The sequence below is a fragment of the Streptomyces sp. NPDC054796 genome (assembly GCF_053611545.1).
The window spans coordinates 76287-92019 of the sequence record NZ_JBSHAO010000030.1; the positions used below are offsets into that span (position 1 = coordinate 76287).

The window sequence follows — 15733 nt, forward strand, 5'->3', positions numbered from 1 at the left end:
TCGCATGTCCCGCCCGTCGCATGTCCCGCCCGTCACAGGGCCAGCCAGGTGCGGCGGTCGCGCGCCACCGCGTACACCCGCGCGACCTCGGCGGGGCCGAGCACCGCGCGGCCCGCGCCCAGGCCGGCGATCTGACGGTCGCTCACCACCAGGACGTCCGCCAGCTCCGGGGCGACGGCGAACCCGGCCGTGCCCACGAGGGCCAGCACCGCCTGGACCGTGACGGGGAAGCCGCAGCCGCGGCTGAGGGCGAGCGCGGCGTGGCGGGCCTCGCGGCGGCTGAGCCGCACCCAGGGCTCGGCGCGCCCGCGCGCCACGAGCACGGCGTCCGTGCCGACGCGCACCCGGGCCCCGCGCCGACAGGCCGTGTGCAGGGTGAAGACGCCGCCCGGACCGATCAGCAGATGCGGTACGGCGGCCGCGGGCGGCACCGGAACCGAGTGCAGCACACGCCAGCCGCCCCCGGTGAGCCGCTCCAGTTCCTCGCCGACCCGCTGCTCCCCGTCGAGCGCGCGACGCAGCGCCGCACGCTGGTCCGGTCTGCCCGCCAGCCTCCCGAGCGCACGCGCACAGGCGGCGAGGCGCGGGTGACGCGGCACGCCCAGCGCGGCCAGCCGTGCGTGCAGCGCCTCGCCGGGGCGGTTGGGCGCGAGGTCGTCGTCGGGATGGAGGAACAGCGGTCCGCCCTCGTGGGGCCAGCCCTGCGCGTCCCCGTACTCCTTCATGCCGCGGCACCCCCTCGTGCTTCTCCCCCGTGCTGCGTGACACGACAAGGATCCGCCGCGGAGGAGGCCGGGGTCGAGCCCATGGCAGAGGTCGCACACAGGGCCCCTGCCCCGTCGGGGGGACGCGACGGGGCAGGGTGCGGAGGGGACAGGAACGGAGGCCGGACTGGCGAACGGGTTGACGGGCGGGCGTCAGTCCAGCAGGTCGGGCTGCTGGTGCACCATCTGGTGGTAGAGCGGCTGGAAGTTCAGCCAGTCGACGAACTCGCCGCCGAGCTGCTGACGCGTGCGCGCCGCGTTCTCCTCGTCGATCCGGACCGGCTCCCCCGCCGCCGTGGCCAGCAACTGGGCCTGGCAGGACCGTTCCATGGAGATGAACCACCAGGTGGCCGCGTCGACCGTCTCGCCCACCGTGAGCAGGCCGTGGTTGCGCAGGATCACGCCCTTGGCCTCCCCGAGCGCGGCGGCCAGGCGCTTGCCCTCGGCCTCGTCGAGCACCACCCCCGTGTAGTCGTCCAGGTATCCCTGGTCCCCGAAGAAGGCGCACGCGTCCTGGGTGAAGGGCTCCACCGGCACGCCGAGCGAGGACAGTGCCCGCCCGTGTATGGAGTGGCTGTGCGCGAGATCGGCAGGTTTCTGGGCAAGGGCGGCACGTTCACGATGCTCACCTACCGCCGGTCCCCCGAGCCGCTCTACCGGTACTTCCAGCGGCAGCACGAAGCATGCTGGGGGTCGCCGCGTTCGACCACCGGGAAATGAACGAGGCACTCGACTCGGCCGGACTGATCAAAATTTCCACGGCGCACGCCCTGCCCACCGGCGCGTACACGGCACCACCCGCGAGAAAAGGCCCGACGATCGCCGTGGTCATGACCGACCGCCAGGTGGCACTCGTGACCGGAGCGAACAAGGGGCTGGGCCTGGAGACCGCCCGGCAGTTGCTGAACCGCGGGATGACCGTGGTGATGGGCAGCCGTGACCCGGAGCGCGGCGCCGTCGCGGCCAAGCGGCTCGACGCCGAGGGGCGGGCCGTGCCCGTACGGCTCGACGTGACCGAGACCGCCGACGTCGAGGCGGCAGCGGAGATGCGGCAGAACTACGAGGTGAACACCTTCGGCGTGGTCACCGTCATCCACGCCATGCTGCCCCTGCTGCGGAACTCGGCGGCGCCCCGGATCGTCAACGTGTCCAGCACCACCGCGTCCATGGGGATGACCAGCGGCGGAACCGACTTCGGCGGGGACGCCGCCAGCCGGATGGCGTACTCCTCGTCGAAGACGGCCCTGAACATGCTCACCGTCCAGTACGCGCACGCCTCCGCCAAGGACCCGGAGCTGTCCCACATCAAGATCAACTCAGCGACGCCGGGCTACACCGCCACCGACCTCACCCAGCACCGCGGCACCCGCACCGTCGAGGAGGGCGCCCGCATCATCGTGGACCTCTCCACACTGACCGCCGACGGACCCACTGGCGGCTTCTTCAACGACCAGGGCCCCGTCCCGTGGTGACCACCGCCCACGCGTGCGCGGGGAGCAGGCTTGCTGGCCTGGGGGTTTAGCAGGTGGCGGGGCCCTTCTGAGCAACGAGCAGGGAACCGGGCATTCACACCACCCGGTCGCGCCGATCGGCATTCGTCACTGGCCTGCCACCAGCCACCGGGAGGGCAGCTCGATGCGCGAGCCGTCCGCCGCGAGCACCGTCGTGCTCAGCGGAAGCTCCCCCGCGGCCAGCACCGTCAGCCCCGCCTCGCACAGCAGCCGCTCGAACTCCTCGTCCCCGGCCTCGGCGGGCGTGATGCCATGGTCGAAGATCGCCCGCAGCTTCGCGGGCGGCCCCTCCGGGCGCCGCATGAGCGTCGCGAACACGTCCTTGGCCGTCGGCGCGGGCTCGACGTCGAAGACACGCCCCCGTGCCCCGGTGAGCGTGGCGATGCCGCGCGCGATGTCCGCCCGGTCCTCCGGCAGCGCCTGATGCAGCACGCCGCGCAGGTAGATGTTGCTGTCGCCCAGTTCTCTGTGCAGGACTTGAAGGGTCGCGACGTCCCCGGCATCCAGTTGCCGGTACTCCGCCGAGCCCGCCGGGTCTCCCGCCCGCGCCTGGAGGATCGCCGCGAAGGACAGATCGGCGCCCAGGGTGCGTCCGTACCGCTGGGCGAGAAAGCGCGTCTGCGTGCCGTTTCCGCACCCCAGGTCGACCACGGGCAGGGAGGCGTCGAAGTACGGCTCGAAGAGCGGGAGATGGGTTGCGGCGACGAACTCGGGGTCGGCGTCCCAGAGGACCTCGCCCCGGCCGCTCGGCGCGTCGCGCCAGAAGCCCTCCCACGACTGAAAGCTGCTCGATACGGCCATGGAGACCTCCTGAAAACGGCGACAAGGTGAATCCTGAACCCTGTTCGGTTCCGGTGTACCGCGGTCGCGCCGATGCGCACGTGCTCTCGGGGCGAACCGATGTGTCACTGTGACCTGCCCTCCCGCCCTCCCGGCCTGACGGCGGTGGAAGAGCTCTCCTTCGTCTGCGCGCCCCCTCTCCTTCAGGAGGTCCCGAGGTCGAGCATGGGCTTCGTGTGTCCGGCCTCGTTCCAGCGCCGGTCGACCTCCACCAGCTCGGCCACCAGATCCCGCCCCGCGGGCGGCGGTCCGGGTCTCGCAGACAGGCGGGGGCCTGCCTGTCTGCCGAGGTGACTCGCGCCTGAGCCTCGCGACAGCGGAACCGCGCGGACGGCCCGAACCGCACGGCTGACGCGCCCCGAAAGAACAAGACTGCCGTTCCGGATTTTCCTCCCGCATTCTTGGCCCCGGCCCCGAGAACAGCGACAGGGAGGGGCGGTGCCACATGCCACCTCGGAACCCGGTACGCCGCGACGAGATCGGACGTGAGCAGGCATACGTGTCGATGCTGTACCGGCGCGTCGACGAACTCCGCGCGCGGACGTCGGCCGAGTTGGCCGCGCTGCTGCGGGAGAGCGGGGGCACCGCGCAGGCCAGAACGGAGCGGGACGCCGCGCATGCCCGCCTCTCCGGAGCGCTGGCCAGGTGGGAGGCCGCGGAGAACGGGCTGTGCTTCGGGCGCCTGGACCTGCGCGACGGCAGCAGGTACTACATCGGCCGGATCGGGCTGCGGGCCGCGCTTGATGACGGGCGGGACCCGCTGCTGGTGGACTGGCGGGCCCCGGCAGCACGGCCCTTCTACGTCGCGACCCCCGCCGCACCGGAGGGAGTACGCCGCAGACGCCACATCGTCACGCGCGGCCGGAGGGTCGTGGACCTGGACGACGAGGTCCTCGACAGCGCGCTGCTCGACGGCGACGAGGACCTGTCCGGGGAGGGCGTTCTGCTGGCGGCGGTGGACGCCGGGCGCACCGGCCGGATGCACGACGTCGTCGCGACCCTCCAGGCCGAGCAGGACGCCGTCCTCCGCTCCGACCACCGCGGGGTCCTCGTCGTGCAGGGCGGGCCAGGAACCGGCAAGACCGCTGTCGCCCTGCACCGTGCCGCCTACCTCCTGCACAGCCGGCCGCACCTGGCGGCACGCGGAGTGCTGGTCGTGGGGCCCAGCACCACCTTCCTCACCTACATCGGGCAGGTGCTGCCCGGCCTGGGAGAGACCGGTGTGCTGCTCTCGACGGTCGGCGAGCTGTTCCCCGGCGTCCTCCCCGACCGTGCGGAACCGGCGGCGACGTCCGCGCTCAAGGGGCGCGTCGTGCTGGCCGAGGTGATCGCCGCCGCCGTACGCCAGCGGCAGGCACCTCCCGGTACCGGCACCCTCATCACCCGCGACGGCGACGCCCTCGGCCTGGACCGGGACGTCTGTGAGCGCGCGGCGCGGCAGGCCCGTGCCACAGGGCTGCCGCACAACGAGGCCCGGCAGGTCTTCGTCCGGGAGGTCACCGGCCGGCTCGCCCGCCGCCTCGCGGAGCAGACTCGCCGGCTCGCGGACCGGTTGGAGGAGGAGGTCGCCGACGTACTGGCCGAGGCCGACATAGACCGTGCGGTCCGGGGCGACCTCGCGCGTCTCGGCGGGGATCCTGAGAGCGTGCGGGAGGCGGCGGTGCCGGATGTGGTGGACGAGGCGGACATCGCCGCTGTCCGCCGCGAGCTGCTGGCGGAACCCGCTCTCCGTACCGCACTCGACGCACTGTGGCCGGAACTGACGCCCCGACAACTGCTGTCGGAGCTGTTCGCCGACCCGGACCTGCTCGCCCGTGCCGCACCGGGCCTCGACGAGTCCGAGCGGGCCCTGCTGACGCGTGCACCGGGCGGCTGGAGTCCGGCCGACATACCCCTGCTGGACGAGGCCGCCGAACTGCTCGGCGTGGACGGCCAGGCCGCGCGTGCGCGCACCGCACGCGCGCACGCGCGCGAGTCCGCCTACGCCCAGGAGGTGCTGGACCTCACCGCGGACGCGTACTCCGGCGACGACGGCGACACCGGTGGTGCCGGTGGCGCCAGTGGCACCCGCGAGACGCTGACGCCCGTCGATGTGCTCGATGCCGGACACCTCGCGGCACGCCACCGCCACACCGCACACCGCACCGTCGCGGAACGGGCCGCGGCGGACCGTACCTGGGCCTTCGGGCACGTGATCGTGGACGAGGCGCAGGAACTGTCGCAGATGGCCTGGCGGCTGCTGATGCGGCGCTGTCCCGGCCGTTCGATGACCCTCGTCGGGGACATGGCCCAGAGCGCCGGAGCGGAGGGCGTCGGCTCCTGGGACCGGCTGCTCCGTCCCCACGTCGGCGACCGGTGGCGTCTCGCCCGGCTGACGGTCAACTACCGCACCCCGGCAGAGATCATGGACGTCGCCTCCGGCCTCCTCACCACCCTCGCCCCCGGCACCGAGCCGCCCCGGTCGGTGCGGAGGACCGGGGTGCCGCCCTGGCGTCTGCGGACCACCAGCGGGGCACTGCCCACCAGGCTGGCCAGGCTCGCCTCGCGGGAGGCCTGGCTGCTGGGCGAGGGGCGCCTCGCGGTGATCGTGCCCGACCGCCGTACCGGCGAACTGGCCGCAGCGGTCGCCCGCTCCCTGCCCGGCGCCTCCTTCGGCGCACACCCCGATCTCACGGCTCGCGTGGTGGTGCTGGGCGTCGCACAGGCCAAGGGCCTGGAGTTCGACTCCGTCCTCGTCGCCGACCCGGCCGGAATCCTCGCCACGCCGCACGGGCACAGCGACCTGTATGTGGCGCTCACCCGGGCCACCCAGCGCCTCGGCGTCCTCCACACCGGGCCCCCGCCCGTCGCGGTCGACCGCATGACGCTCCGGCGCGACGACGAAGGCGTTCCCTGAACCAACCGGGGATGTCCGTGAACCGGGGATGTCCGTGCGCCCCCTGTGACGCGCGGGCCCTCTCCGCCCCGGGACCGCTGTGCGGACGGTCGCCCCACTGCCGCTGGCTCCGCCATTGGTCCCGTCATTGGTCACACCACTGGGAATGGCCGCCCGGGGCTGCCGCCCCGGCGGCCCGGAGATCCCGTCACCACAGGTCACACGGCATGCCTTCGTCGCCGAGGCACTCGCATTCGGCCATCGTTTGATGGATGCGACTTCAACGTTTAATCACAAGTTGCACACATCCCCCTCTCCAAACGGGTTCCGATGGTCTACATTGACCCTGCTTCTCATGTTTGGACACGAGGCGACAAATAGCGATCTATAGGTCCGATGACACGGATGACCAGCGATCGTGTCCCCGACGCCGGACAGAGGAGTGCTCAGTTCCTGGAACCTGAGAGGGGGCCCTGGGTGTGGGGAGCACCCGGGGAATTCGACGGTCCCGCGCACCTCAAGAGCCGGCAGGACTCGCGAGTCCGCTGCCGTCTGTCGGGGTGTTCACGTAGCGCTGCAACAGCCGGGATATGTCATTTGTGCGGGAGGCGGGGGCCTCCCGGGGGGAGGAACCGTGGGGAGCAAACGCGTCGAGCCCACTGGCGACCCGGGGGGGTCGGTTCAGCAGGGGGATTTAGTCAGCCCGTTTCCACCGGTGCGCGGGCGGCCGGTGGACGGGTCACTCAGTCAGCCCGCGATCGACTGGGAGCAGCGGTACCGCCGCACCGTGATCGCCGGGGACACCGGGGCCACCGCCTTCGTGGTGATGGCGATCGGCGGCTTCTTCGGGGTCAGGGACGCGGCCAACTGGCACGAGAACTGGGGGATTCTCGCCTTCGGCACCGAGTTGCTGGTGCTGGGAGCACTCGCGGCGACGCGGGCGTGGGCTCCGGCCGTGCTCGGCCAGGGCGCCGAGGAGTTCCGTCGGCTGGGACGCTCGCTCTTCGCGGCGGTCGTCGTGCTGGCGCTGGGCGGGATCGCCCTGACCTCGCGCAACATCAAGCTCTGGATCTTCGTCGCGATCCCCGCGATCGCACTCGTCACCATGACAGTGCGGTATCTGCTGCGCCTCTGGCTGCACAGACAGCGCAAGGAAGGGCGGTGCCTGAGACCGGTGCTCGCCGCCGGGAGCCCGGAGACCGTGCGCGACCTGATCACCCGGGTCCGCAGGTTCCCGCACCTCGGCTGGCGTGTGGAGGCGGTGTGCACAACGGACGGTCTCGGGTCCGACGGTGACGGTGACCACCTGGACGGCGTGCCGGTCGTCGGCCGGCTGACGGATGTCGCGAGCCATGTCAGCCGCGACGGCTACCGCGTCGTCGCGATCACACCGGACGCGCACTGGTCACCGGAGCGGCTGCAACGGCTGGCCTGGAACCTCGAAGGCAGCGATGCCGAGATGGTCGTGGCCCCCGTGCTGATGGAGGTGGCAGGCCCGCGGCTGCACATCGACGCGGTGCTCGGGATACCGCTGCTGCGCGTCAGCATGCCGGTCTTCATCGGGGGCCGCCGGGTGATCAAAGAGGTCGTCGACCGGCTGGGCTCGGCGGTCCTGCTGATGGTGTTCGCGCCGCTGATGGTACTCGTCGGGATACTCGTGGTGGCGGACAGCCCGGGTGGGGCGGTGTACCGGCAGCACAGGGTCGGCAAGGACGGCCGCGTGTTCACCATCTTCAAGTTCCGCACCATGGTCACCGGTGCCGACGCGGCACGTGCCGAACTGACCGACCGCAACGAGGGCGCGGGGCTGCTGTTCAAGCTCCGCCGGGACCCGCGGGTGACCCGGGTGGGGGCTGTGCTGCGCCGGTACTCGATCGACGAGCTGCCGCAGCTCTTCAACGTACTCACCGGCTCGATGTCGCTCGTCGGCCCGCGGCCTCCGCTGCCGGAGGAGTCCGCCGCTTACGGCCCGGACATCCGGCGGCGGCTGCTCGTCAAGCCCGGGCTCACGGGCCTGTGGCAGATCAGCGGGCGCAGCGACCTGCCGTGGGAGGAAGCCGTCCGGCTGGACCTGCGGTACGTGGAGGACTGGTCGCTCGCCCTGGACACAGTGATCTTGTGGAAGACGCTGCGTGCGGTTCTTCAGGGTCAGGGGGCCTACTGATGCACGGGGGGCGCCGGCTGGCCGGCGCACGGATGGCAGGCCACAAGGGCCTGTCCGGGGGGAGGAACGCGTCATGAAGGTGAGCGTGTTGGGGCTCGGCTACGTGGGCTGCGTGTCGGCCGCGTGTCTGGCCAGCCTGGGGCACGAGGTCGTCGGGGTGGATGTGAACCAGGCGAAGGTCGACCTGGTCAACGACGGCAAGGCCCCGGTGGTCGAGGAGCGGATCGGCGAGCTGATCGCCGAGGTCGTGCGGACCGGCGCTTTGCGCGCCACCGGCGATGTCCACGAGGCGGTCATGGGCAGCGAGGTGTCGCTGGTCTGCGTGGGCACACCGTCGGAGCCCAACGGCAGTCTGAGCACCGCGTATCTGGAGCGGGTCACCGAGCAGATCGGTGCGGCGCTGGCGGAGCGCGAGAGACAGAACGAGGCGCAGGGCGAGGGACAGCGCGAGGGGCGGGGCAGGCGGCACACCGTCGTGTTCCGCAGCACCATGCTCCCGGGCACCTGTCTGAACCTGCTGGTGCCGATCCTGGAGAAGTACGTCGGCGGCACGGCCGGGGTGGACTTCGGGGTCGCGGTCAACCCGGAGTTCCTGCGCGAGGGCACGAGCGTGCGGGACTTCTTCGACCCGCCCAAGACCGTCATCGGCCGCCTCGACCCGGCGAGCGGCGACGTGGTGGCGGCGCTGTACGACGGCCTGCCCGGCGAGGTGTTCCCGGTGCCGGTCCCGGTGGCCGAGGCGATCAAGTACGCGGACAACGCGTTCCACGGCCTCAAGATCGGCTTCGCGAACGAGCTGGGCGCGGTGTTCCAGGCGCTCGGGGTGGACTCGCACCAGGTGATGGACGTGTTCCTGGCCGACCGCAAGCTGAACATCAGCCCCGCCTATCTGCGGCCGGGCTTCGCCTTCGGCGGCTCCTGCCTGCCCAAGGACCTGCGCGGCCTGGTCCACGCGGCACGGCGGGCCGATGTGTCGGTGCCCATCCTCGCCCATGTGCTGCCCTCCAACGCCGACCATCTGGAGCGCGCGGTGGAGCTGATCGAGCGCACGGGGAAGCGCCGGGCCGGGCTGTTCGGGCTGTCCTTCAAGCCCGGCACCGACGACCTGCGCGAGAGCCCGCTCGTCGCACTGGCCGAGCGGCTCTTCGGCAAGGGGTACGACCTGCGGATCTACGACCCCAACGTGAGCCTCTCCCGGCTCCTCGGCGCGAACCGCGAGTACATCGAGACCCGGCTGCCGCACCTGGCGCAGTTGCTCGCCGACTCCGTCGACGAGGTGCTGGAGCACGCCGAGGTGTGCCTGGTCGGCACCAGGGACCCGGCCGTGCTGTCGGCACTGCCCCACGGCGACGCCGACGGGCCTGTGATCGTCGACCTCATCCGCCTTCCCGACGCCGAGGCGCGCCGGGCCGAACCGGGGTACGTGAGCCTTGTCTGATGACGCGACGAGCGGCGCCGGGCCTGCCCGGCGCGCGCTGATCCTGGTGGAAAACCTGTCGGTGCCGTTCGACCGGCGGGTGTGGCAGGAGTGCACGACGCTGCGCGACGCGGGCTGGGAAGTGCACGTCATCTGTCCCCGGGGGAGCAAGCGGGACACGGAGCCGGAGGCGCTGGTCGACGGGGTGCGGATCCACCGCTACCCGCTGCGCGCCGCCACCGGAGGACCGGCCGGCTATCTGCGGGAGTACGGCTCGGCGCTGTGGCACACGCTCCGGCTGGCCCGCAGGGTCGGCCCGGTCGACGTGGTCCACGCCTGCAACCCGCCGGACCTGCTGTTCCTGCCCGCGCTGTGGCTGAAGCGGCGCGGCACGCGGTTCGTCTTCGACCAGCACGACCTGGTGCCCGAGCTGTACCTCTCCCGGTTCGGCCGCGGCAAGGACCTGCTCTACCGCGCGGTGTGCGGGCTGGAGCGGCTCACCTACCGTGCCGCCGACGTCGTGCTCGCCACGAACGAGAGCTACCGGGACGTGGCGCAAGTGCGTGGCGGCAAGCGGCCCGAGGACGTGTTCGTGGTGCGCAGCGCACCCGACATCGACCGGTTCCACCCGGTGCCGCCCGAGCCCGAGTTGAAGCGCGGCAAGCCCCATCTGCTGTGCTACCTCGGCGTGATGGGCCCGCAGGACGGCGTCGACTACGCCTTGCGTGCCCTCGCGAAGCTGCGCGACGAGCTGGGGCGTACCGACTGGCACGCCGTGTTCGTCGGCGGCGGCGACACCTTCGACGCGATGGTGGAGCTGTCCCGGCAGCTCGGGCTCTCGGAGCAGGTGCACTTCACGGGGCGGGTTCCGGACGCCGATCTGGTGCGCTATCTGTCCACGGCGGACGTGTGCCTCTCCCCCGACCCGCGCAATCCGCTCAACGACGTGTCGACGATGAACAAGGTCCTGGAGTACATGGTGATGGGCCGCCCGATCGTCTCGTTCGACCTCCGGGAGGCACGGGTCTCCGCCGGTGACGCCGCCGTCTACGCGCCCGCCAACGACGAGGCCGAGTTCGCGAGACACATCGCGCGGCTGCTGGACGATCCGGAGGAGAGGTCCCGGATGGGCAAGATCGGCCAGGAGCGGATCAGCGGGCAGCTCTCCTGGCGGAACTCGCAGGCTTCGCTGCTCGCCGCCTACGCCGCCGCCTGCGAGGGACACCCTCCGGTGTCGGCGGGCGCTCCGGTCCGGACCGGGAAAACCGGGAAGAAGGCGCGTCGTTGAGTGAGGACACGATACGCCTGGTCACGATCGGGCGGATCTTCCGTCGGCGCTGGCGTCTGCTCGCCGTCGCCGCCGTGGTGGGCGCGCTCGTCGGCTACGGCACCTCGCTGGTGCTTCCGCCGCGCTACACGACATCGGCATCGGTACTGCTGCCGGGGCAGTGGGAGGAGCGCGAGCTGCTGACCCAGTCGCAGATCGCGTCCAGTTCCGCTGTGGTCGACCGCGCGGCCGCCGCGCTCAACTGGGGAGGCGTCAGCGGCACTGAACTGCGGGACCAGGTGAGCGCCGAGGCCACCGAGGGCAACATCGTCCAGATCTCGGGCACGGCCGACACCCCGGAGCACGCGCAGCGGCTCGCCGACCAGGTGGCCCAGCAGTTCGTCAGCTTCACCGCGCGCATAGCGGGCGACAGCACCGACCCCGAAACGGCGGCGGGCCCCGAGGCGCTGCGGCAGAAGGTGATGCAGACCAACCGCCACATCACGGCCCTGGCCGAGGCGGCCGATCCGGGACAGACCGTGGAGAGCGTGCAGACGCGCACCTCGCTGGAGCAGTTGCGCACCTCGCTGGAAGAGGCCATGAAGAAGCTGGACGAGGCCGACCCGGCGAACAACAAGGCCAACATGGTCGTCATGGGTCCGGCGACCCCGCCGACCGGCGCGGCACCGCCCACCAGGACCCAGCTCATCGCCGGCGGGGCACTGCTGTTCTTCCTGCTCGCGGTCGTCGGCCATCTCGCCGCCGCACGCGCCGACCGTCGGCCGCGCACCGGCTCGGAGGTGGCGGCGGCGCTGGGCTCGGCGCTGCTGGGCACCGTCGATGTGCCGGGCGAAAGGGCCGCGCACCGGCCGGAGGGCGGTGGTGCGCGGGCCCGGGTCCGCAGACTGCTGGGCGCCGACATCCGGTGGGACATGCCGGAGCCGCGTGCGTCCGTCGACGAGGCCGGCAGACAGCTCCGCTACCGGCGGGTGTGTGCCCGCCTCCGGAGTCAACTGCCCGTCTCGCGGCGGCTGTTGGTCGTCGTGCCGGACGGCGACGACATCGCCCGCAGGGCGGCGGGGCAGCTCGTCACCGAGGCCGGGAGCACAGCTCCGGGTCCCTCGGGCAAGGGATACCCCCTGCTGCGGGTGGTGGAGGTCTCGGTGTCCCGGCCGCTGGTGCCGGACCGCGACACCGAGTCCGGTGCCCTGGTCGTGCTCAGCGCGGGCAGCCGCACCTCGGAGGAGCTGGCCGGTATCGCCGAGGCGTGTGCGGACGCGCGGCACGAGGTCGTCGGCACCGTCGTCGCCTGCCCGGTCCAGGACCGTCCGGCACGGACCGGCGGCGACCCTCCGGAGAACGCCGCCACGGCGCCCCCGGAGCGCGGCCACACGGCGGGAGGTCCGGCGTGACGACGAGCACGACCGCCGACGCGATCGCCGAACCGTCGACGACCACCCCGCTGCTGGACCTCCAGTCGCTGGTGGTGGCGGTGCGCAGGCGCCGCCGCCTCTGGTGCTCACTGGCGCTGCTGGGGTTGCTGGCCGGCATGCTGGTCGCGGTTCTGATGCCGCCACCGCCGACCGCGGTGACCAAGGTGCTGGTCGCGCACCAGGAGGACCAGCCGAACGACACGGGAACGCTGATCCGCACCGACGTCGAGCTGCTGGGGACCACGCGGATCGCCGAACTGGCCCTGAAGTACCTCAAGTCCGGGGAGAAGCCGGAAGACCTTATGCAGGACTACCGGGCCACAGGGCTGACCAACAACCTGCTCCAGATCGATGCGACCGGTGACAGCGAGACCCAGGCGGTGGCCCGGGCCAGGGCGCTGGCCGATGCCTTCGTCGCCGACCATGTGCGGCGGATGCGGGAGACCGCGAATGCCGAGGCCGAGGCACTGCTCGACCAGCGTGACCGCATGCGGGAAGAGCTGGACGAGGTCAACAAGACGATCGAGGACCGGTCGGCGGAGGGCGGCCCGAAGGGGTCGGCCAGCACCGAGTCGCTCTTCGCCCGCCGGGCCGAACTCAAGTCGAAGATCACCGATTTCGACCAGCGGGCCGAGGAGGCGCGCACCGGCACACCCCGGCTCGTCGCCGGCACGAAGATCGTGGACACCCCGCGCGCGGTGCCGTACTCGCTGCCCAGGACAGCCGTCACCAACGCCGGGATCGGGCTCGTCCTCGGGCTCGTCCTCGGGCTCGCGCTGGCCGCGGTCGGCGTGGTCGTGGCCGACCGCCCCGTGCTGCGCCGGGAGATCGCGGCGAACCTGGGGGCCTCGGTCGTCGCGGAGCTGCGCCGCGCGCCCCGCCTGCCGGTACGGCTGTGGCAGTGGCGGCGGTCCCGCGCCGCGGGCGAACGGATCACCGCGATCCTGGCCCGCGCCGTGCGCGGCTCGACGGAACCGCTGTCGCTGCTGGAGCTGGGCTGCGCGCGCAGCACGAGCACGATCGCGCTGAACGTCGCCAGGGCGCTGACGGCGGAGGGACCGGTGGTCGTCATCGACGGCCTGCCGGGCACGGAGCTGGCCAACAGCCGCCAGAAGCCCGGGGATCCGAGCGTCGTCAGCGGTGAGCGTGCCGCAGCCGTGCCACATCAGACGCGCAGGCTCGGCGTCGGCACGGTCGCACCCGGCACCGCGTGGACCGACCTGCACTACCTCGGCGCCCGTACCGTGCTCGTCGTGCGCGCCGGGCACGCCAGTGCCGCGTGGCTGCACACCGTGGCGCGGCAGCTGGCCGACCAGCGCATTCCGGTGGTCGGTGTGGTGCTGGTCGACCCCGATCCGCGTGACCGTACCGACGGCACGCTGTGGGACGGGCCGCACACGGCACTGCGCGGCCCTTTTGACCGACCGGCCCGGCAGCACGGGACAGACCGGCCCCGGACGGAGCGGCCGTCGAAGCCGGCCGCAAGAGTCCCGTACAGCGACCAGGAGGCCAGGTAACACATGTGTGGCATCGCAGGCACATACCGATGGCCGGACGGGAAGGCCGTGACCGAGCGGCTCACCGACGTCCTGGCCCACCGCGGTCCGGACGGGGCAGGGCGCTACGGCCACCCCGCCGGTGACGGCGAGGTCCACCTCGGGCACCGCCGTCTTGCCATCATCGACCTGTCGGAGACGGGCGCCCAGCCGATGGTCTCGGGCGGCCTCGCCCTCACGTACAACGGCGAGCTGTACAACGCGCCCGAGCTGCGTGCCGAACTGGCAGCCGCCGGGGTGCGGTTCCGTGGCACCTCCGACACCGAGGTGGTGCTGGAGGCGTGGCGGCGCTGGGGCACGGACTGCCTGCCCCGGCTGCGCGGCATGTTCGCCTTCGGTGTCTTCGACGAGCGGACCGGCGAACTGGTCCTCGCCCGCGACCAGTTGGGCATCAAGCCGCTGTTCCTGCTCCGGCGCGGCGGGGGCCTGGTGTTCGCCTCCGAGCTGAAGGCGCTCGCCGCCGTGACCGGCGGTTCGCTGGAGGTGGACCACGGGGCGCTGGTGGCCTCGCTGCTGTACTACTGGGTGCCGGACTCGCGCTGCGCGTACCGCGAGGCGGAGAAGCTGCCGCCGGGGAGCTGGCTGCGGTGCCGCCCCGACGGGCGGGTGGAGCGCGGCCGGTACTGGAACCTCAAGGACGTCGCGGCAGAGGGGCGGGAGCGGGCCCGGAGCGGCGAACTGCCGGACCTGGCCGCCATCGTCGAGGAGTCGACCCGGCAGCACCTGCTCTCCGACGTGCCCGTGGCGACGTTCCTCTCCGGCGGTCTCGACTCCAGCTATCTGACCGCGCTGGCGGCCCGCCACCAGCCCGGGATCTCCGCTTACACGATCGGGTTCCGCGCCGAGGACGCCAGGTTCGAGGCGATGCCCGACGACCTGCGCTACGCCCGGCAGGTGGCCGAGCGGTTCGGCGTCGACCTGCACGAGATCGAGATCGCTCCGAACGTGCTCGACCTGCTGCCGCGGATGACGTACCACCTGGACGAGCCGATCGGCGACCCCGCCGCGATCAACACGTTCCTGATCTGCGAGGCCGCCCGGGAGGCCGGGGTCAAGGTGATGCTCTCGGGGATGGGCGCCGACGAGCTGTTCGCCGGGTACCGCAAGCACCTGGCCAACCTGCTCGCGCTGCGCTACCAGCGCGTCCCCCGTCCCCTGCGGCGCGGGGTGTCCCGGGCCGTGGACCGGCTGCCGGTCGCGTCGGCCCGCCGGGGGTACCGCTCCGTGCGCTTCGCGAAGCGGTTCCTCTCCTTCGCCGAGCTGCCGGAGGAGACCGCGTTCCGGCGCAGCTACACCATGTACGACCAGGAGGAGCTGCTCGCCCTGGTCGATCCTGACCTGGCCGGGACGGTCGAGGACGTGCTGACGGAGCACGCCGACGTCTACGAGGACAACGAGCTGGACGACTTCGTCAACCGCATGTGCCTGGGCGACGCGCGGATGTTCCTGCCGGGCCTGAACCTCGCGTACACGGACCGCTCCAGCATGGCCGCTTCGACCGAGGTGCGGGTGCCGTACGTGGACGTCGAGGTGGTCAGGGCGGCGTTCGCCGTGCCAGGTGACCGCAAGATCGTCGGACGGCAGGGGAAGGCCGTCCTCAAGGAGGCGGCCACCTCCGTCCTGCCCCGGGAGATCGTGTACCGGCCCAAGGGCCTGTTCAGCGCCCCGCTGCGGGCCTGGATGAGCCGGGACCTGGCTCCGCTGGTGCGCGAGGTGGTGAACGACGGCGTGCTCGTCAACTCCGGGCTCCTGCGCCGCGACGCGCTGGCCCGGATGGTCACGGAGGACGCCGCCGGGCAGCGGGACTTCTCCAAGCATCTGTGGCACGTGCTGACCCTGGAGTACTGGTACCGCGACGCGATCTCCGGCTCCGGCCAGAGCCGGGCGGCCTGACAGCGTGGAAACA

General features: G+C 72.1%; 11 protein-coding genes and 1 pseudogene. 9 read left to right on the forward strand and 3 right to left on the reverse strand.

Annotation, left to right across the window (positions count from 1 at the left end):
• Positions 1–32: 32 nt before the first annotated feature.
• Together ACWGJ2_RS24035 and ACWGJ2_RS24040 are read right to left on the reverse strand one after the other, a co-directional pair.
• Positions 33–725, reverse strand: a complete 693-nt coding sequence (locus tag ACWGJ2_RS24035; RefSeq protein ID WP_453348255.1) for a nuclease-related domain-containing protein — start codon at positions 723–725, stop codon at positions 33–35.
• A gap of 192 nt (positions 726–917) precedes the next feature.
• A pseudogene (locus ACWGJ2_RS24040) lies at positions 918–1349 on the reverse strand (class II aldolase/adducin family protein); the annotation flags it as partial.
• Here ACWGJ2_RS24040 and ACWGJ2_RS24045 point away from each other — a divergent pair.
• A complete protein-coding gene (locus tag ACWGJ2_RS24045) occupies positions 1341–1484 on the forward strand; it encodes a hypothetical protein (RefSeq protein WP_453348290.1) in 144 nt (47 codons plus the stop codon). The pseudogene ACWGJ2_RS24040 and the gene ACWGJ2_RS24045 sit on opposite strands and share 9 nt — an antisense overlap.
• Positions 1485–1594: 110 nt before the next feature.
• A complete protein-coding gene (locus ACWGJ2_RS24050) occupies positions 1595–2236 on the forward strand; it encodes an SDR family NAD(P)-dependent oxidoreductase (protein ID WP_453348288.1) in 642 nt (213 codons plus the stop codon).
• 126 nt (positions 2237–2362) lie between these two features.
• Here ACWGJ2_RS24050 and ACWGJ2_RS24055 read toward each other — a convergent pair whose 3' ends face one another.
• Entirely contained in the window at positions 2363–3076 is a 714-nt protein-coding gene (locus ACWGJ2_RS24055) for a class I SAM-dependent methyltransferase (protein WP_453348256.1), read from the reverse strand.
• Between the two features lie 484 nt (positions 3077–3560).
• Here ACWGJ2_RS24055 and ACWGJ2_RS24060 point away from each other — a divergent pair, with 484 nt between their 5' ends.
• The 7 genes from ACWGJ2_RS24060 (at position 3561) to asnB (ending at position 15720) form a co-directional block, all read left to right on the forward strand.
• Positions 3561–6011, forward strand: a complete 2451-nt coding sequence (locus ACWGJ2_RS24060) for a HelD family protein (RefSeq protein WP_453348257.1) — start codon at positions 3561–3563, stop codon at positions 6009–6011.
• Positions 6012–6720: 709 nt separating this feature from the next.
• On the forward strand, positions 6721–8154 hold the full coding sequence (locus ACWGJ2_RS24065) for a sugar transferase (RefSeq protein WP_453348258.1): 1434 nt from the start codon (positions 6721–6723) through the stop codon (positions 8152–8154).
• 73 nt (positions 8155–8227) lie between these two features.
• On the forward strand, positions 8228–9592 hold the full coding sequence (locus ACWGJ2_RS24070; RefSeq protein ID WP_453348259.1) for a nucleotide sugar dehydrogenase: 1365 nt from the start codon (positions 8228–8230) through the stop codon (positions 9590–9592).
• Complete coding sequence (locus tag ACWGJ2_RS24075) at positions 9585–10859, forward strand: glycosyltransferase family 4 protein (protein ID WP_453348260.1); 1275 nt, start codon at positions 9585–9587, stop codon at positions 10857–10859. The genes ACWGJ2_RS24070 and ACWGJ2_RS24075 overlap by 8 nt, the downstream gene beginning before the upstream one ends.
• A complete protein-coding gene (locus tag ACWGJ2_RS24080; protein ID WP_453348261.1) occupies positions 10856–12250 on the forward strand; it encodes a Wzz/FepE/Etk N-terminal domain-containing protein in 1395 nt (464 codons plus the stop codon). The genes ACWGJ2_RS24075 and ACWGJ2_RS24080 overlap by 4 nt, the downstream gene beginning before the upstream one ends.
• Entirely contained in the window at positions 12247–13788 is a 1542-nt protein-coding gene (locus ACWGJ2_RS24085) for a Wzz/FepE/Etk N-terminal domain-containing protein (protein WP_453348262.1), read from the forward strand. The genes ACWGJ2_RS24080 and ACWGJ2_RS24085 overlap by 4 nt, the downstream gene beginning before the upstream one ends.
• A 3-nt stretch (positions 13789–13791) precedes the next feature.
• Complete coding sequence (gene asnB / locus ACWGJ2_RS24090; protein WP_453348263.1) at positions 13792–15720, forward strand: asparagine synthase (glutamine-hydrolyzing); 1929 nt, start codon at positions 13792–13794, stop codon at positions 15718–15720.
• The last annotated feature ends 13 nt before the right edge of the window (positions 15721–15733 follow it).